Raw genomic sequence first — 18009 nt, 5'->3', positions numbered from 1 at the left:
CATGCGCAGCAAACTCGCTGAACGTCTGAGCGCCCCCCGGACTTCGCTTCAAGGCCCTGCCCTGGGGCTCCCGCCTGGCCCTCTCCTTCCTGGTGGTGATCGCCCTCGCGGCCGTCTTCGCCCCGGTCCTGGCACCGCACGACCCGCTGGAGACCTTCCTGCCGGCCACGCCTCCCGGCGCCGAGCACTTCTTCGGCACCGACCGGCTGGGCCGCGACATCTTCTCCCGCCTGCTCTACGGTTCCCAGTCCTCGCTGATGATCGGCCTGGGCGCCGTGGCGCTGGCGGTCCTCGCCGGCGCGTTCCTCGGCTCGCTCGCCGCGACATCCAGCAAGGCCGTGAACGAACTGCTCATGCGCCTCATGGACATCCTCATGGCGTTCCCGGGCATTGCCCTGGCGGCGGTCCTGCTGGCGGCATTCGGTAACTCGGTGCCCACCATCATCGTGGCCATCGCCATCATCTACACCCCGCAGCTGGCCCGGGTGGTCCGCGCCAACGTGCTCGCCCAGTACGGCGAGGACTACGTCCGGGCGGAACGGGTCATCGGCGCCGGCCGCTTCTACATCCTGGCCAAGCACATCGTGCGCAACACCGCGGCCCCCGTCCTGGTGTTCGCCACGGTGATGGTGGCCGACGCGATCATCCTCGAAGCCTCGCTGTCCTTCCTGGGCGCCGGCGTGCAGGATCCGGCCCCGTCGTGGGGCAATGTGATCTCCTACGGCCGCAACTTGGTCCTCTCCGGCGGGTGGTGGGCCACCACTTTCGCCGGCCTCACCATCCTGCTGACCGTGCTGGCGCTGAACATCCTGGCCGAAGGACTCACCGATGCCATGGTGAACCCGCGGCTCCGCAAGGCACCTGCGGTGAAGGACGACGACGGCGCCGCGGCATCGGTGGCCGGCGCGGCTGTCGCCGCGGTGGACACCGAGGTAGCCACCTCGGTTGCGCAACCCTCAGTCGTGGAGGAACACGAGCTCGACGGCGTCCGCGAGGCAACAACTGCGAATGCCGGCGAGCGCGAGCTGGCCCATTCCGCCCTGCTGACCGACCGCCGCGCGGCGGCCGCCACCCCGCACGCCCTGCTGGACCGCGAGCTGGAACTCCTCGCCGCCGTCGAGGCCACCCGCACCGACCGGCTGCCCCAGGTCCCCGCCAACACCCGCACCGTCCTGGAAGTCAGGAACCTGTCCATCCGGTTCCCCGGCCGCTTCGGTGACACAGCCATCGTGGACAACGTCTCCTTCACCGTCCGCGAAGGCGAAACCATGGGCCTGGTGGGTGAATCCGGCTGCGGCAAGTCCATCACGTCACTGGCCATCATGGGCCTGCTGCCCAAGACAGCGAAGATCACCGGTTCCATCACCTTCGACGGCAAGGAACTGCTGGATCCAAAAACCGGGCACAGCAACGTCAAGGCCTACCAGGGGCTTCGCGGCGAACAGATCGCCATGGTCTACCAGGACGCGCTCAGCTCGCTGAACCCGTCCATGAAGATCAAGGACCAGATGACGCAGCTGACCCGCCGCGGCGGCCGGAAGACACCGGCCGAACTGCTGGAGATGGTCAAACTGGACCCCGTCCGCACCCTGGCCAGCTACCCCCACGAGCTCTCGGGCGGCCAGCGCCAGCGCGTCCTGATCGCCATGGCGCTCTCCCGCTCGCCCAAGATCGTGGTGGCAGACGAACCAACCACCGCGCTGGACGTCACCGTCCAGAAGCAGGTGGTGGACCTGCTCAACGAACTGCGGGAGCAGCTGGGCTTCGCCATGGTGTTCGTCAGCCACGACCTGGCGCTGGTGGCCTCGCTGGCCCACCGGATCACGGTGATGTACGCCGGCCAGGTGGTTGAATCCGCCCGTGCATCCGAACTGCTGCGGAACCCGAAACACGAATACACCCGCGGCCTGCTGGGTGCCGTGCTCTCCATCGAAGCGGACGCTGCCCGCCTCCACCAGATCCCCGGCACCGTGCCTTCGCCCCAGGATTTCGCCAGCGGTGACCGCTTCGCACCCCGGTCCCTGCGCAGCGATGCCGACCCCAACCAGGCACTGGTCCTCACCGCCGTGGGCGGGGACTCGGACCATTACTGGGCCAGCCACCTTAAGGAGGACGCCAAGTGAGCGTATCCACCGGCAAACCGGTCATCGAACTCAAGGACGTAAAGGTCCATCACCGCGCACGCACCGGCGGGCTCTTCCGGCCCAACATCGTCAAGGCCGTCAATGGGGTTGACTTCACCATCAGCCGCGGCGAAACGGTGGGCATCGTGGGCGAATCCGGGTGCGGCAAGTCCACCCTGGCCTCGGTCCTGGTGGGGCTGCAGGCGCCCACGTCCGGCGAGGTGCTGTTCCACGGCAAACCGGCCATCAAACGCAACGCCGCCATGCGAAAGGAGTTTGGCCGCGCTGTCTCCGTCGTCTTCCAGGACCCCGCCACGGCACTGAACCCGCGCATGACCATCCAGGACATCCTGACCGACCCGCTCCAGGTCCACGGCATCGGCAACGCCGCGTCCCGGGCCGCCAAAGTCAAGGAACTCCTGGCGCTGGTAGGCCTGCCAGCCTCCGCGGCGGAAGTAACGCCGTCGCAGGTTTCCGGCGGGCAACGCCAGCGTGTTGCCATCGCCAGGGCCTTGGCCCTGGACCCGGACATCATCGTTGCCGACGAACCCACCTCGGCGCTGGACGTGTCCGTCCGCGCCCAGGTGCTGAACCTGCTCTCGGACCTGAAGACCCAACTGAACCTGGGCATGGTGTTCATCTCCCACGACATCCAGACCGTCCGCTACGTTTCCGACCGCATCTGCGTCATGTACTTCGGCGAAATCGTGGAGGAAGGACCGGCGGCCCAGGTGTTCGACGCCCCCCGGAACGACTACACCCGCAAACTCCTCGGTGCCGCGCCCAGTTTGCTGCACACCTGAAATTTTCAACCCCACCTCTTACAACCACGCATTGGAGTTTTCCGTGTCTTCCCAGTTCTCGGGCGTCATTCCCCCTGTCGTCACCCCCCGCCACGCAGACGGCAGCATCGACACCGCCTCGCTGCAGAACCTCACCAAACACCTGCTCGACGGCGGCGTGTCCGGGCTCTTCGTCCTGGGCTCCTCAGCGGAGGTGCCTTACATGACCAACGCCGAACGCGCACAGGTGGTCAGCACCATCGCCGAGGCGAATTCTGCTGCTGGCGCAGCCCGCGTGCCGCTGATCGTGGGCGCCAACGAACAGACCACCAACCGCGTCATCGAGGAAGCCAAGCGGGTGGTGGACCTTGGCGCGGATGCCATCGTGGTCACCTCCATGTACTACGCGATCGGCAACGCCGAGGAAACCGAAACGCATTTCCGGAGCATCCATGCAGCCGTTGACGCCCCGGTCTTCGCCTACGACGTCCCCGTGCGCACCCATTTCAAGCTCCCCACCGACCTGCTGGTCCGGCTGGGCCGCGACGGCGTCATCGCCGGCGTCAAGGACTCCTCCGGGGACGACGTCGCCTTCCGCCAGCTCCTGCTCGCCGCCCGTGGCATCGACAACTTCGACATCTTCACCGGACACGAAGTGGTGGTGGACGGTGCCCTGCTCGGCGGCGCACAAGGCGTGGTTCCGGGCCTGGGCAACGTGGATCCCCGCGGCTACCGCAACCTGGTGGACGCTGCAGCTTCCGGCGACTGGGCGAAAGCCGCCGCCGAACAAGACCGCCTGGCCGACCTCTTCGAGATCGTCTACACCCCCAACGGACGAGTCTCCGGAGGGGCGGCCGGGTTGGGTGCCTTCAAGACGGCGCTGCAGCTCATGGGCGTCATCGAATCCAACACCATGAGCGCACCCATGCAGGCGTTGAACGAAGAAGAGACCACCGCGATCAAGGTCATCCTCGAACGCAACGGCCTGGTGTAAAACGCTGGTGATGTACGCCGTTGGTGTTGATCTTGGCGGTACCAAGACTGCAGCGGGAGTGGTCTCTGCCGCGGGGGAGGTTCTGTTTTCGGAGACCATCCCTACGCTGAACCGTGACGGCGGGTCCGCCATCCTCGATGCCACTGCTGCGCTGGTTACCGCGTTGATTGGCCGGGCCCGCAAAGAGGGCCTGGCCGTGTCGGGGGTTGGAATCGGCTCCGCCGGTGTGATCGATTCCGCCCGCGGCGTGGTGGTCTCGGCCACGGATGCCATCCGGGGCTGGGCCGGGACGGCACTGACCGCAGGCCTGGCCGCCCGGCTGGACCTGCCGGCGTCGTCCGTCCGGGCAGTGAACGATGTCCACGCCCACGCCCTGGGTGAGGCCTGCACCGGAGCGGCCGCAGGGACTGCAAGTTCATTGCTGGTGGCGTTCGGCACGGGCGTTGGCGGCAGTTTCGTGGTGGACGGCCGGCCCGTCCTGGGACACCGGCATGCCGGCGGACATGTGGGCCATTTCGCCTCACCGCACGCCTTTCACGGGGGCGTTGCGCTGGCGTGCGTCTGCGGCGGGTCAGGGCACGTCGAAGCGATCGCCTCGGGCCCGGCCCTCCTGGAGGCCTACCTCCGGCTGGGTGGCACCGCCCCTGCCCGCGACGCCCGCGGCGTCTTCGCCCTGGCCGGCGCCGGCGACACCACTGCCGCCAAGGCCATCCACACCTCCGCTGCGGCCGCCGGCCAGGCGGTGGGCGGCCTGGCCAACATCCTCGATCCCGAAATCGTTGTGGTCTCCGGCGGCCTGGCCGATGCCGGGGAGCGGTGGTGGGAGCCCATGCGGGTGGCGCTCCGGGCTGAACTGCTGCCGGCGCTGGGAGACCTGCCGGTGGTACCCGCGGCCCTGGGCAATGCCGCTGCCCTTGTGGGCGCTGCCCGCCTGGTTCTTCTGCCCCTCCACACCAGCCAAGGAAGCACTCCATGATCCTGTCCCCCGAAGCCCTGGAATCCCTGCGGGGCCGGCTCATCGTGTCCTGCCAGGCCTACCCCGGCGAACCCATGCGGGATCCCCGCACCACCGCCCAGGTGGCTGCCTCCGCCGTGATCGGCGGCGCCGCGGCGGTCCGCGTGCAAGGCCTGGCCGATATCCAGTACACGCGCGCCGCCGTCGAGGTTCCGGTCATTGGGCTCTGGAAAGACGGGCATGACGGGGTCTTCATCACACCCACGTTCAGGCACGCCCTGGCCGTGGCCAACGCCGGCGCCCACGTGGTGGCGGTGGACGGGACCCGCCGCGACCGGCCGGACGGGCTGACCCTGGCGCAGACTGTCGCCGGGATCCACCAGGAATCCCACGCCCTGGTCATGGCGGACTGTGGTTCGCTCCAGGATGCCGCCGCCGCCGTCGAGGCCGGTGCGGACCTCATCGGCACCACCTTGGCCGGTTACACCGGCGAGCGCCCCAAGACCGCCGGCCCGGACCTGGAGTTGCTGGCGGATATCGCAGCGGCTGGTTTCGGTGTCCCGCTGATCGCCGAGGGCCGTGTCCATTCGCCGGCGCAAGCCCGGCAGGCCCTCGACGCCGGCGCCTTCGCGGTGGTGGTGGGCACGGCCATAACGCACCCCGCCACCCTCACCGGCTGGTTCGTGGACGCCTTGGCCTAACCGCGCCTAACCGGTCTTTTGCAACGTTGCGTTGCGGGTCAGCAGTTCGGGAGCTTGGGGCTGCCGCGGTTCAGTGAAGGGCATGACCAGCAGGTTGCGGTGCAGGGTGACCCAGCCGTCCCGTTCCATCGGGCCGTGATCAAACTGGTCGGGGACGAAGAGAATGTCCCTGCCGTCTGGGTCCTGCACTTCCGCCAGGATGTCCCGGCCGTCGGGGATGTAGTCGCAGGCCTCCCAGTAGGACACCTGGTCCAGGTCATACTTCCCCACCAGGCATGCGACGCCTGACGTCCTGGCCGGCGCGGCGTAGTAGGTCATGGATTCATAGGAGGCGAGCTTCCGGGATTCACGGATGACCGCTTCGCCGCCTTCGTCCTGGATGGCCGGGATGGCGTCGCTCTTGGTCAGCTGCCGTTCCAGCACTGCCATGGTCCCGGGCGTTGCCATCAGGAAGTGCGTGTAAATAAGCCAAAGACCCGCGCAGGTACCCACGCCCACCACGGCGGAGAGGGTGATGATGAGTTTCCAGAACAACGTCAACGGTTGCGCCTGCCGTTTGGCGTTCATGGATGCCCGCTGCCGAGGTCTCCGTGCGCCGGACGCACGGCTGTGACGGACTCGGTGATATTCAAGCGCTGCCCCCTCAGGCTGTTGATCTTCCTGCACGCTACACCGTGCAGGCGGGCGCCCTTTTGCTTTGCCTTCGTGTCGCAGCCTTTGCCGTCGTGCCGCAGCAACGGGCCGACGGGCAGGATCCTGTGGTGGCGGCCGGGCGGCCGGGACACGGAGGGACGGTCCTAGACGCCAACAGCCTCCCGGGGAACGCGCACGGGAACCTGGCCGCTGCCGGGAGCCAGCAGTGCCGCCGCGGCTTCGTCTGCCACCACCGTCACGTGCTGGTGGATTTGCAGCGCGGATGCGGGGCAGTCCTCCGAGATCTCGCCGTGCAGGGCGCGGGCGAGGATGCCGGCTTTGTCAGTTCCGGCCACCACCAGGAGCAAGTGCCGGGCCTCGAGGATGGTTCCGAGTCCCTGCGTGATGCACTGGCGCGGCACGTCGGATTCGGACGTGAAGTACCGGGCGTTGGCGGCGCGCGTGCGTTCGGCCAGGACTTCCACCCGGGTGCGGGAGGAGAAAGCGGATCCTGGTTCGTTGAAGGCAAGATGCCCATTGTGCCCGATGCCCAGGAGTTGCACGTCCACCCCGCCGGCAGCACGAATGGCAGCGTCGTAGTCCTCGGCTGCCTGCCGGGGGTCCGCCGCGTTGCCGGCGGGTACCCGAACGAGCGCCGGGTCCATTCCCAGCCGTTCGGTCACTTCCCGCCGCACCACCTCGCCATAGCTCTGCGGGTGTCCGGCAGGCAGCCCGACGTACTCGTCCAGGGCGAATGCGCGGACCCCGGACATGTCCAGCCGGTGCCCCGCGAGGGCTGCGTAGGCAGGAAGCGGAGAGCCTCCGGTCGCCACGCCCAGCACGGCGTCTGGCTTGGAGCGGACGACGGCGGCAAGAATCCCGGCGGCGACCACACCGGTGGCGGCGGCATCGGGAACGACAAAGATTTCCAAGGCTGGGCTTTCTCGTAAGGAAGGACTTAAGCAGGGCATGCGGCAGCCGGGCCGGCCGGCGTAGGGCCGCCTGCCGCGGAAGCGTGGTGGATCCGGGTTTGCGCCGCTAGGCGGACGCGACGTCCTTGAGTTTTTGGCGGATGCCGTCGAAGTGGCGCTGCAGGCGTTCGGCCGCGAGCGCCTTGTCCCGGTTGGCCACGGCCTCGTAGATGTCCCAGTGGATCCGGGCCTGTTCCTCCAGGTTGACCGGCCCCGATCCCAGGGCCTCATGGATCTGCCGGTAGACCTGCCAAAACACATCCATGAGATTGATCAGGAGTTCGTTGTTCAGGGGGGCATAGAGCTTCCGGTGGAATTCCGCGTCGTGCTCGGCCAGCGGCTCACCTTGGGCTGCGGCGGCCTGCATGGCCTCCATCGAGGACTTCAGGTCCGCGAGGTGTTCCTCCGTCAGCAGGTCGATGGCTGAACCAATCAGCCCTGACTCGAGGGCCTGGCGCACGTCGATGAGCTCCATGGCTTCTTCGCCCTTGTGCCGAAGGGACAGCCGGCCGCGGAACGTCAGTCCGGAAACCAGGGCGCTGAAGTTGTTGGGTGCCACGAACATGCCAAAGCCATGGCGGATTTCGATGACGCCGAGGGCCTGGAGGACCTTGAGGGATTCCCGGACGGTGTTCCGCCCGACGCCGAGCTCTGCGGACAGCTCGCTCTCGGTGGGCAGCGCATCGCCAACGTCCAGGCCACGTTCCAGGATGAGCTCCATGATTCGGGTCTGGAGGGCATGGGACCGGATTTGTGCACTGAACCTTGCGGGCGGTACCGCTGCGGATGCTACTGTCACGTCATCTCCTTTGACCGCACCGGGCGGCGGCCTCTCGTCTTCCATTAGTGTACAGGAGATGGGACGTCCTTCGTCTTATTTCGTTCATGCTTCCGGGAGCACGCACCACAGACCACCTTCGCCTCATGGTGCCCTGCGCAGAATTGATCCGATCTTGAGGCAAATCTTGCACCCCCTAGACATTTGAGGTCCACGCTGGAGGTATCAGACAAAACCAGCTTGGGGAGCAGGAAGTCATGGGAACCAAGACAGCATTGGACAACGAAGTCACCACGGTCGGAGGCGTGCTGACCGACCTCCAGCCGCTGGATTTCCACACTTTGGGGCTGGCCGGGTGCATCGACCGGCTCACGGCACCGCTTCGCCAGCACGGAATTACGGTCCACTGGGATACTCCGCACTGGGGCATCGAGATCCCGGCGGACTGTGCCTCCCTGCTGTACCAGTCGGCCCGGGAAGCCCTCAGCAACGCCTTTAAGTTCTCCGGCGCATCCACAGTGACCGTCCAGCTGCTGGCCGTTGACCACGGGATCCGCCTGGTGGTGGCCGACGACGGTGCGGGCTTTGACCGGGACGCCGCCACGTGCGGGCGGCACCACGGGTACGGGCTGCGGCTGATGGCGGTGGCCGTCCAGGAAGCCGGCGGAACAGTGGAGATCACATCCGCACCGGGCAGCGGCACCAGCGTGACGGTAACCCTGCCGCTGGACTAACAGGCTCGGATGGCCGCCGTCGCTGGGACGGCGGCCATCCGTATTCACGCCCGCGGCAGGACGCCAGCGTGAAAGCTTGGCATTGTCCGGTTCAAGCGTCGATGCGTCCGGGCGCATGGGCCGCCAGGACCCTGGCCACGAAGACCGAACACTCATCAGATGTGACCGTCACCAGCCGGGCAGGTAGTCCGGAAGGCAGAAACCCCTTGCGCCCGGCATTGCCATCTACTACGTTGTAGTCGTAATCGAGAAAGCGCTTTCCTGCATTCTGGCGGGACCCTTACGCGCGGCAATCACCAGTGGAATCGGAAGACATGACGGACAGCACCCTCATCAGGTGGATCGATGGACAGGCCCCGGCAGAAATCAGCGGCGGGACAACGTGGGGCATGCCGTTCGCCCGCGGCTCAGTGCCCGGCGCTGATGCACTTTCGGTGGCGGACGCCGCCGGCACTCCCCTCCCCAGCCAGGCGTGGCCGCTGGCCACGTGGCCGGACGGCTCCCTGAAATGGGCGGGAATCGCCCTCCCGGCGACGGACACCCCGTCGGAAACCTACCGGGTGCGGACCGGCGCCGGTACGCCCGCAGCAGCAGGCCGGCAGGCGCCGGAAGGTACGGCCGTCACGGTCACCGAGGATGCCGGCGCGCTGACAGTTGATACCGGCGTCTTGCAGATGGTGATCAACCGCAGCGGATCCACCCTGTTCAGCAGCCTGTCCAGGGACGGCAGGCCCGTTGCCCGCGACGCACGGCTGGTCAGCCTGCTGCAGGACGGCGTTCCCGAAGGGGCCGGAACCGCGGGCCGGAAGGCCTTCACCGGCGAGGTGACCGCCGTCGTCCTGGAACAAGCCGGGCCCGTGCGCGCGGTGGTGCGGCTGGAAGGGCGCCACCACCCCGACCTGGCGGACATCGCGCATCGCGACTGGCTGCCGTTTGTGGTGCGCTTCTACTTCCACGCCAACGCCCGCAGCGTGCGCATGGTGCACTCCTTCATCTGGGACGGGGACCCGGAGCAGGACTTCCTGGCCGGCCTCGGCGTCCGGTTCAGCGTGCCGCTGGAGGCTGAACTGCATGACCGGCACGTCCGGATCGCCGGGGCCGACGGCGGGTTCCTCACCGAGGCCGTGCGCGGCCTGACCGGGCTGCGCCGGGACCCCGGCGCGGACGTACGGGAGGCGCAAATCGCCGGCCGCGCCACTCCCCCCGCGGAGGCATGGAACCCCGAGGTCTCAGGCCGGCTGCACCTCATCCCCAGCTGGGGAGACTACACCCTTACCCAGCTCAACGCGGACGGATTCGAACTGCGCAAGCGGACCACCGGCGGCCATGGCTGGGTGGGAATCTCCGGCGGCACCCGCTCGGCAGGCTTCTGCTCCCTGAGCGACACCCGCGGCGGCCTGGGCGTGGGAATCAAGGATTTCTGGCAGTCCCACCCGGGCCAGCTGGACATCCGCGGCGCTGCTACCGGCGAGGCAACCCTGACGGCATGGCTGTTCTCCCCGGAAGCCCAGCCCATGGACCTGCGGTTCTACCACGACGGCCTGGGCCAGGACACGTTCGAGGAGCAGCTCGAGGGGCTCGAGATCACCTACGAGGACTACGAACCCGGATTCGGCAATCCCACCGGCATTGCCCGCACCCACGAGGTGACCCTGTTCGCCTATGACGCCACCCCGTCCACCGTGGGCCTCGCCGCCGACGCCGCCGCCGCGTCCGCCCCGGCGCTGCTGCAGGCCACGCCGGAACACCTGCACTCCGTGGGCGTCTTCGGTGACTGGGACCCGGTGGACCGCAGCACTCCCGCACGCGCCCGGCTGGAAGACCAGCTGGACTTCCTCTTCGACTTCTACGCCGGCCAGGTGGAGCAGCGCCGCTGGTACGGCTTCTGGAACTTCGGCGACGTGATGCACACGTATGACTTCGACCGGCACGTGTGGCGCTACGACGTGGGCGGATACGCCTGGGACAACTCCGAGCTCTCCCCCGACCTGTGGTTGTGGTACTCCTACCTCCGCTCGGGCCGGGCAGACATCTTCCGCTTCGCCGAGGCAATGACCCGGCATACCGGCGAGGTGGACGTGTACCACCTGGGGCCATGGAAGGGCCTGGGTTCCCGGCACAACGTCCAGCACTGGGGCTGCAGCGCCAAGCAGTTGCGGATCAGCACCCCCGCCTACCGCCGCTTCTACTACTACCTCACGGCCGACGAGCGCACCGGAGACCTGCTGAGCGAACTGGTGGACAGCGACCGGAACTTCCTGGGCCTGGATCCGGTCCGCAAGGTGCGCCCGGATGCTGCCACCTACCGGCCCAACCGGGGCGCCCTGGGCGTCGGGCTGGGGACAGACTGGGGATCCCTGGCCGCTACCTGGCTCACCGACTGGGAACGCACCGGTAACCCATGGTCCCGGGACCGGCTGCTGGGCACCATGGCGGACATCGGTGCGCTGAAGTACGGCTTCCTCACCGGCGAAGCCTTGTACGACCTGGACAAAGGCCGGTTCGACACTGGCCGCGAACAGATCCAGGTCTCACACCTCAGCGCCGTCTTCGGGCTGGTGGAGATCTGCAGCGAACTGGTGGACCTGGTGCCGGATGCGGACTTCGAACGGGCCTGGCTGCAGTACTGCCGCCTGTTCCTGGCCACCAAGGAGGAGCAAGTGGAAGCGGTCGGCCAGCCCTTGGAGGGCGTCTACCTGACGCAGGCGCACAGCCGGCTGACGGCGTACGCGGCGGCAAGGTTGCAGGATCGTGACCTCGCAGCCCGGGCCTGGGACAAGTTCACCGAGGGTGGCGAGCACCTGAACCACGGATCCGCCTTCACGCTGCGCCGGATCGAGCCACCCCACGTACTGCTGCCCGTGGACGAGGCACCCACCGTCTCCACCAATGACACGGCGCAGTTCGGGCTGGCGGTGATCCAGAACCTGGCACTGGTGGGCAAGTACCTGGACTGACAAGTCCACCGCCGCGGACAAACGGGCGACGACGGCACCTGGCCAGGTGCCGTCGTCGCCCGTTTCCGTTCGCAGGAGCGTCAGGCGCGTCCGCCGACGACGGTGCCATCCTGGACTACGTATTCCAGGTGGTCGGCGATGTCCGCCAGCACGGCAATGTCCTCCACCGGGTCCGCCGAGAGCACCAGCACATCAGCGTCCGCTCCGGGGGCGATGACTCCCAGTTCACCCGGGCGGCCCAGCAGTTCGGCGGCGGTGGTGGTCGCGGACCGGATGGCGTCGATGGCCGGCTGGACCTTGCCCAGCAGCCGGAACTGCTCGTTCTGGTGCCGGTGCATCCCGCCCAGCAGGTCCGAGCCATACACCATCTTCACGCCAGCCTCGTGCGCCCGGGCGATCGCTTCCAGGCCGCTGCTGAGGACTGAATCCACCTTGGCCCACATCTCCTCGGTCAAGCCAAACTCCTTGCCTTCTTCCTTCAGCGCCCAGTAAGTCACCAGGGTGGGCACCAGGAAGGCATCCTTCTCCAGGAAGAGCCGCAGGCTCTCGTCGTCAAGGAGGTTGCCGTGTTCAATGGACCTGACCCCAGATTCGAGGGCGCGGTTGATGGCCCGGGCCGTGTAGGCGTGGGCTGCCACGTAGCGGTTGGCCGCTTCCGCTTCTTCGACGGCGGCCCGCATCTCCTCGCGCGAGTACTGGGTGGAGTCGATGCGGTCCGTCGGGGAAGACACCCCTCCGGACGCCATGATCTTGATGTGGTGGGCCCCCTTGCGGAGCTCGTCGCGGGCAGCGGCGCGCACGGCGTCCACGCCGTCCGCCACCCGCCCGATGCCACAGCATCCCCGGCCGTTGGGTTCGTGGTCCTCGCCGGGAAGGCGCATGTCGCCGTGGCCACCGGTCTGGCTGAGGGCGCGGCCGCAAAAGTGCAGCTTCGGCCCCTCCAGGAGCCCCTCGGCCTGGGCTTTCGCCAGGCCAAAGTCGGCGCCTGAGAGGTCGCGCACGGTGGTGAAGCCCCGGCTCAGCATGCCCTGCATGATCCTCGCAGTCTGGGCGTACACGTACGAGGCGGGCGTCCAGGTCAAGGACCGGAAGTCCGCGCTGGAAGCCACCACGTGGACGTGGGCGTCAATGAGGCCGGGAATGACGTATTTGCCCGTGCCATCGATGACCCGCGCATTATCCGGCGCTTCCGCACCAGGCCCAACGCTGCGGATTTTTCCGTCGGAGGTCACGACGTCGGCCAAGGAGAAGGTGCCGGCATGGATATCCAGGACGTGGGCGTTCCTGATGACGAGTGGTTCGGTGGAGGAGGTCACGGGAGGACTGCATCCTTTCCTGTCGTAATGGTTTGGTCTGAATCGATGAAGGCTGCGGCAAGCCTTTCGGAGGCAGCGGACACTGCTGCGGACGCCGCGTCCAGGCTGTGGCCGGTGTACTGCCCCTCGGCGTCGAGCAATGCCAAGACGCCCACCACCTCGCCGTGGCTTGTCACCGGGATGTTGATCACTGCGCCGCAGCCCAGGGACTGGATCAAGGCGACGTCCGTGAACACCTCCGCGAGGGCGGCGGCATCGGGAGCGAGGAACGGCCGCTGGTTGGCTATGACGGTGTCAAGCCAGCCTTCGGAGATTTCCACCGACTTTTCGGCACCCAGCGGGTAGTCCACCGGGTGGCTGGTGGAGACCCTTCGGAGCACGGAGGGACCCGGCAGCCAGCGCAGCGCGGTGAACAGGATGACGCCCGGTTCGCGGCGGAGGTGCTCGTAGATTTCCTGGAAGGCGGGGTTGGGATCCTGCGTCATTTGCCGCCTCCCAACACGGCTGCCTGCTCGGGTTCGGTGCGGGCATTGATGTCTTCCAGCGATTTGCCCGCCGTGGACGTTCCGAAGATGACGACTCCGAGAACGCCCACGGCCAGGACCACTGTGGTCATGGTGAACACGCCGCCGAAGCCGAGCGTTGCGGCGAACACACCGATGATGGACGGCGCCAGGATGCTGCCCACGCGCCCTACCGCGCTGGCCAGTCCGACGCCGGTGGCGCGCATCCAAGTGGGGAAGAGTTCCGGGGTGTAGGCGTAAACCCCGGCGTAGGTGCCGTTGAGGAAGAAGGACAGCGTTGCCGCGGCCACCAGGATCATCCCGGAATCGTTGGACTGGCTCAGCCAGAACGCACTGAGGGCCGAGCCCGCCAGGTACAGGGCGATGGTGTTCTTGCGGTCGATCCGGTCGCACAGCCAGGCCGCGGAGAAGTAGCCGGGGATCTGCGCAAGGTAAATGATGATGGAGTATTCGAAACTCTTGGTGACGGTAATTCCGCGCCCCACCAACAAGGTGGGGATCCAGGAAAAGAATCCGTAGTAGGAGAAGGTGATCACGAACCAGATCAGCCAGATCACGGCGGTCCTCCGACGCAGGGCGGGAGACCACATGACCTTCAGGGCGTTCCAGATGCTGATCTTCTGCCCGTGTTTGGTGATGTCTTCCCCACCGGCTTCCACCACCGGAAGCTCCTTGCCGGTGGCGAGGAGCACCTTCTGCTCGAACCCTTCCACCACCCGTTCAGCCTCCGCCGCACGGCCCTGGCTCATGAGGAAGCGGGGTGATTCGGGAAGGCTGCGGCGCCACCAAAGAAGCAGGAGGATGGGGACGGCGGTAATGACCTGGGCCCACCGCCAGCCGTCGTCACCCAGGGGAACCACAAACCGCCCGATGAGCGCCGCGGCCACGAAGCCGAACGAAAAGAACCCGGCCAGGGTCCCGATGAACCAGCCGCGCCGCTTGGGCGGAATGAACTCCGAAAGGAACGGGGCGATGATGACGCTCTCCGCGCCGGCGCCGAGTCCCGCCAGGACCCGGGCAACAAGGAAGACTTCGAAGTTCGGGGCGACGGCGGCCACCACGGACATGGCGCAGTAGAAGGCAAGCGCCCACAGCATGACCTTCTTCCGGCCGAACCGGTCACCCAGCCAGCCGGACAGGATGGCACCGAAGAAGAAGCCCAGCGGCGCTGCCGAGCCCACCAGGCCCAGGCTTGCGGTGCTCAGGCCCCAGATCTCCTGGATGCGCGGCAGCAGGAAGGCCACCACGGCGCCGTCCATGCCGTCAAAGGAGTAACCGAGCCCTCCGATGAGGAGGAGCTTGTAGTGTGGACGACTGAGTGGGAGCCGGTCCAGGCGTGCTGTGAGAGACATTGGGAATCCTGCCGAAGTGGGCCAAGTTGTACAGTTTTTAGGATTTGCACAGATCTGTGCATGTAGATTGAAGTTACGTGCATCACTTGCGGAGGTCAATAGGTGAAACAAGAAGTTAACAGCGCCACCTTGACCGAATGGCTCGATGGCCAGGCCCAGGGGCGGAAGCTCGCGGCCCGCCAGCTGCAGGTCTTGGGCGTCCTCCGTTCCCAGCCGCGGCTGGCTTCCTACGGCTCCGTCAGCGACATAGCCGCCGCGGCGTCGTCGAACGCCTCAACCGTGACCCGGACCGCCCAGACGCTAGGCTTCAAGGGCTGGGCGGAGTTCCAGTTCGAACTCCGCTCCCGCTTCCTGGCGTCCTTGAGCGCCGTGGAGATCGCCGCACAACACAACGGCCACGTGAGCAGCCCGGCGCAGGCATCCCTGACCACGGACCGGTCCAACCTGGCCCACTTGGAGCGGACCGTGGACCCTGCCGTGATCCATGCCGTTGCGGAGGCCATGGCAGGTGCGCGGCAGACCCTCATCATCGCCGCCGGCAGCTACGCCATTCCGGGCAAGGCGCTGGAGCACAACGGCATCATCGCCGGCTATGACGTCCGGCTGCTGGATGCCGATGTGGCAGCGTTGACCAATGCGGTCGCGCGCCTGACCCCGGACGACCTGGTCATTGCCATCAGCCTCTGGCGGGTCTATGACAGCACAGTCCGCGCCGTGGACATCGCCCATCAGCTCGGGGCCCGGATCGTCAGCATCACCGACACCGCAAGTTCGCCGGTGGCAGCGCACGCCGTTCATAAGATCGTGGTCCCCGCCGAAAGCGCGGGCTTCTTCCCCTCCCTCACGGGAGCCGTTGCCGCAGTGCAGGCGGTGGCCGTCGAGCTGGCTTCCCTGGACCGTGAACGGTCCACCCGGAGCATTGCGGCCTCGGAGCGGACCTGGGACCAGATGCGGATCATGCATCCGCGGCCGAGCACATAAAAAGACGGCCGCCCCGCCCCCGGATGGGGCGGAGCGGCCGCGCTTTCTTCTCCGTGCTACTTGGCCTTGCCGGCGTAGTAGACCGCCGGCAAGGCCGGGGCCTGCATGCCCTCACCGAGGAAGAAGCTCGGGTGCGGGGGCTGGTTGTAGCCCACGGTCTCGCGCGCTACGCCGGTCCGGTACATGGGATCGTGCATCAGGGTGCGGAGCCGGACGTCGGTGGGTGAGGTGCTGGTATAGATCCGCAACTCGGTGCTGTCAGCCGACGGGAACACCAGCTCTTCGCGCCAATCGCCCAGGAGGTCCGCCTGCAGCGACGGGTTGCCCTTGGTGTAGTTGTTGGTGCGGGCGCCGGTGGCGGTCAGCAGTCGGTCGCTGGACTCGGTTTCCCAATTCCACTTGGAAATGGTGGGCACGCCATAGCCGGCCTCGGCGTCGAAATCGTGGTCCACGATCTCCCGCAGCAGGTCGCCGTCCCACCAGGCCATGAAGTTGGCGGCGGGAATCTTGTCGGAAATCCGCTCACCCTTGGCGGACATCAGGTAGCCGACGGTGGAGTTCCACGCGGCGTCGCCACCCACCGCCCAGCTCTCCGAACCCGGGAAACGGGGGTCGATGTCGCCGGTGGCGCCGCGGCCGGTGTCCTTGAAGGCCGGGATGCTCCACAGGACCTCACCGGTGGCGGCGTCACGGAAGGTGGCACCGCGGTTTCCACTCGACCGCATGTCCTCGTGCACCGCGAACGTTTCCAGGCCGGGCCGGGAGGGATCGAGGTCGCCGGTATGGATGGCGTCGCCGTGGCCAAGCTTGGTGTTGTACAGCGGCTGGCCGTCGTCGTCGATGGTCATGGAGCCAAAGACGAACTCGTCCTTGCCATCCTGGTCCACGTCCGCCACGGAGAGGTTGTGGTTGCCCTGGCCCTTGTATTCAGCCCCGGCAGCGTCGGAATCGAACTTCCACCGCTTGGCCAGCTTGCCGTTCACCAGGTCATAGCTGACCAGGACGGTACGGGTGTAATAGCCGCGGCTGAACATCATGGACGGATGCTCGCCGTCGAGGTATGCCACAGCACTGAGGAACCGGTCCACGCGGTTGCCGTAGCCGTCCCCCCAGGCGGTGACGGTGCCGCGGGGCGGATCATAGGGAACGGTGTCCATGGCGGTGCCGGCAGCCCCATTGAACACCGTGAGGAATTCCGGCCCGGACAGGACATAGCCCGCGCTGTTGCGGTAGTCAGCCGCCGGGTCGCCAATGACGGTGCCCGCGGCATCCGTGGTGCCGTCCGCGGTCTTGAAGGCAACTTCGGCCTTGCCGTCGCCGTCGAAGTCGTAGGCGAGCATCTGGGTGTAGTGGGCGCCGGCGCGGATGTTGCGGCCCAGGTCGATGCGCCAGAGTTTGGTGCCGTCCATCTTGTAGGCGTCCACGTAGACGTTTCCGGTGTACCCGGACTGGGAGTTGTCCTTCGCGTTGGAGGGATTCCACAGCTGGATGATTTCGTAGGCGCCGTCGCCGTCCAGGTCCGCCACGCTCGAGTCGTTGGCGCTGTAGGTGTAGGCCTGCCCCGCCGGGGTGGCGCCGTCGGCCGGCTTATCGAGCTTGATGGGCAGGTAGTTTTGGGCCAGCGGACTGAACCCGGCGCTCAGTTTGTCCTGCCCCTCGCCGTTGCCCACGGTCTTGATGACGTAAGTGGAGTCCGCCTTGCCTGCGCGGTCCACGTAGGTGGTGGTGCCACGGACGGGTTGATCGGTGATCTGGACGCCGTCGCGGATGACGTGGAAGCCCACGCTGTCCTTGTCCAGGCCCAGCATCCGCCAGCCCAGCGAGACGCCCTGGTCCGTCAGGACGGCGACCGGGGCCCGGTCAAGGCTTTCCACCTGCCGCTTCAGCTGCTGCCCTGCCGGCGCTGCCGGGACAGCCGGGGAGCCGGAATTTGCCGGCGTTGCGGGAAGTGCCGGCGCCGCGGGGTCCGCGGCCGCTGATGGAAGGCCGGTGAAGGCAATCGCTGCCGCCGCCAGGGCGGCAGCAGCAGCCTTCGGCGCCCTGCCCGTCCGGGGCGTCGGGGAATACATTGAGGGGTTTGCCAAAAGAACATCTCCTTTGATGCGGCGGCAGCACAGGGCACCGCCCAGCCATTTTGGAACGTTTCATTCACAGTGGACAGTCCCCCTTACGAGTGATTTTGAGGAGGATTGCTGCGAGGAAACGCTT

The 18009-nt window shown here is 67.1% G+C and carries 14 protein-coding genes and 1 pseudogene; 8 read left to right on the top strand and 7 right to left on the bottom strand.

The window, feature by feature from the left end; translation table 11 throughout:
- Position 1 precedes the first annotated feature (1 nt).
- The 5 genes and pseudogenes from DC347_RS12345 (at position 2) to DC347_RS12325 (ending at position 5555) form a co-directional block, all read left to right on the top strand.
- A pseudogene (locus DC347_RS12345) lies at positions 2 to 2123 on the top strand (dipeptide/oligopeptide/nickel ABC transporter permease/ATP-binding protein).
- Positions 2120 to 2926, top strand: a complete 807-nt coding sequence (locus DC347_RS12340) for an ABC transporter ATP-binding protein (RefSeq protein WP_109045647.1) — start codon at positions 2120 to 2122, stop codon at positions 2924 to 2926. The pseudogene DC347_RS12345 and the gene DC347_RS12340 overlap by 4 nt, the downstream one beginning before the upstream one ends.
- Before the next feature lie 43 nt (positions 2927 to 2969).
- The gene (locus DC347_RS12335; RefSeq protein ID WP_018760914.1) at positions 2970 to 3899 is read left to right on the top strand and encodes a dihydrodipicolinate synthase family protein; all 930 of its coding nucleotides are present in this window, start codon (positions 2970 to 2972) and stop codon (positions 3897 to 3899) included.
- Between the two features lie 10 nt (positions 3900 to 3909).
- A complete protein-coding gene (locus DC347_RS12330; RefSeq protein ID WP_206073930.1) occupies positions 3910 to 4875 on the top strand; it encodes an ROK family protein in 966 nt (321 codons plus the stop codon).
- The gene (locus DC347_RS12325) at positions 4872 to 5555 is read left to right on the top strand and encodes an N-acetylmannosamine-6-phosphate 2-epimerase (protein WP_109045645.1); all 684 of its coding nucleotides are present in this window, start codon (positions 4872 to 4874) and stop codon (positions 5553 to 5555) included. Before DC347_RS12330 ends, DC347_RS12325 begins: the two co-directional genes overlap by 4 nt.
- 6 nt (positions 5556 to 5561) lie before the next feature.
- On the opposite strand, the gene DC347_RS12320 is transcribed toward DC347_RS12325, so the two are convergent.
- From DC347_RS12320 to DC347_RS12305, 3 genes are all read right to left on the bottom strand, one after another.
- Positions 5562 to 6122, bottom strand: a complete 561-nt coding sequence (locus tag DC347_RS12320; protein ID WP_109045644.1) for a hypothetical protein — start codon at positions 6120 to 6122, stop codon at positions 5562 to 5564.
- Between the two features lie 230 nt (positions 6123 to 6352).
- On the bottom strand, positions 6353 to 7120 hold the full coding sequence (locus DC347_RS12310; RefSeq protein ID WP_206073929.1) for a glucosamine-6-phosphate deaminase: 768 nt from the start codon (positions 7118 to 7120) through the stop codon (positions 6353 to 6355).
- Positions 7121 to 7226: 106 nt separating this feature from the next.
- Positions 7227 to 7958 (bottom strand): FadR/GntR family transcriptional regulator, encoded by a 732-nt coding sequence (locus DC347_RS12305; protein ID WP_018760909.1) that lies wholly within the window; start codon positions 7956 to 7958, stop codon positions 7227 to 7229.
- A 236-nt stretch (positions 7959 to 8194) separates the two neighbouring features.
- Between DC347_RS12305 and DC347_RS12300 the strand changes: the two genes are divergently transcribed.
- Together DC347_RS12300 and DC347_RS12295 are read left to right on the top strand one after the other, a co-directional pair.
- Positions 8195 to 8671, top strand: coding sequence for a sensor histidine kinase (locus tag DC347_RS12300; protein WP_109045641.1), 477 nt, complete (start codon positions 8195 to 8197; stop codon positions 8669 to 8671).
- 314 nt (positions 8672 to 8985) lie between these two features.
- Positions 8986 to 11628 carry a Tat pathway signal sequence domain protein gene (locus tag DC347_RS12295; RefSeq protein ID WP_109045640.1) on the top strand — a complete coding sequence of 881 codons (2643 nt, stop codon included), beginning with the start codon at positions 8986 to 8988 and terminating at the stop codon, positions 11626 to 11628.
- An 80-nt stretch (positions 11629 to 11708) separates the two neighbouring features.
- Here DC347_RS12295 and DC347_RS12290 read toward each other — a convergent pair whose 3' ends face one another.
- The 3 genes from DC347_RS12290 to DC347_RS12280 are packed head-to-tail and all read right to left on the bottom strand — an operon-like array spanning position 11709 to position 14820.
- Positions 11709 to 12944: an amidohydrolase family protein gene (locus DC347_RS12290; RefSeq protein ID WP_109045639.1), complete on the bottom strand. Its 1236-nt coding sequence runs from the start codon at positions 12942 to 12944 to the stop codon at positions 11709 to 11711.
- Positions 12941 to 13429 carry a GAF domain-containing protein gene (locus tag DC347_RS12285; protein ID WP_109045638.1) on the bottom strand — a complete coding sequence of 163 codons (489 nt, stop codon included), beginning with the start codon at positions 13427 to 13429 and terminating at the stop codon, positions 12941 to 12943. The genes DC347_RS12290 and DC347_RS12285 overlap by 4 nt, the downstream gene beginning before the upstream one ends.
- The gene (locus tag DC347_RS12280) at positions 13426 to 14820 is read right to left on the bottom strand and encodes an MFS transporter (protein WP_018760904.1); all 1395 of its coding nucleotides are present in this window, start codon (positions 14818 to 14820) and stop codon (positions 13426 to 13428) included. The genes DC347_RS12285 and DC347_RS12280 overlap by 4 nt, the downstream gene beginning before the upstream one ends.
- Positions 14821 to 14922: 102 nt before the next feature.
- Between DC347_RS12280 and DC347_RS12275 the strand changes: the two genes are divergently transcribed.
- Positions 14923 to 15801, top strand: coding sequence for a MurR/RpiR family transcriptional regulator (locus DC347_RS12275; RefSeq protein ID WP_109045637.1), 879 nt, complete (start codon positions 14923 to 14925; stop codon positions 15799 to 15801).
- 56 nt (positions 15802 to 15857) lie between these two features.
- Here DC347_RS12275 and DC347_RS12265 read toward each other — a convergent pair whose 3' ends face one another.
- Positions 15858 to 17870, bottom strand: coding sequence for a rhamnogalacturonan lyase (locus tag DC347_RS12265; protein ID WP_109045636.1), 2013 nt, complete (start codon positions 17868 to 17870; stop codon positions 15858 to 15860).
- Positions 17871 to 18009: the final 139 nt, after the last annotated feature.

The sequence above is a fragment of the Pseudarthrobacter sp. AG30 genome (genome assembly GCF_003116525.1).
In the GTDB taxonomy this organism is placed as follows: Bacteria; Actinomycetota; Actinomycetes; order Actinomycetales; family Micrococcaceae; genus Arthrobacter.
The sequence above is the reverse complement of the archived record's forward strand: the minus strand, read 5'-3'. Positions and strand labels throughout refer to the sequence as shown.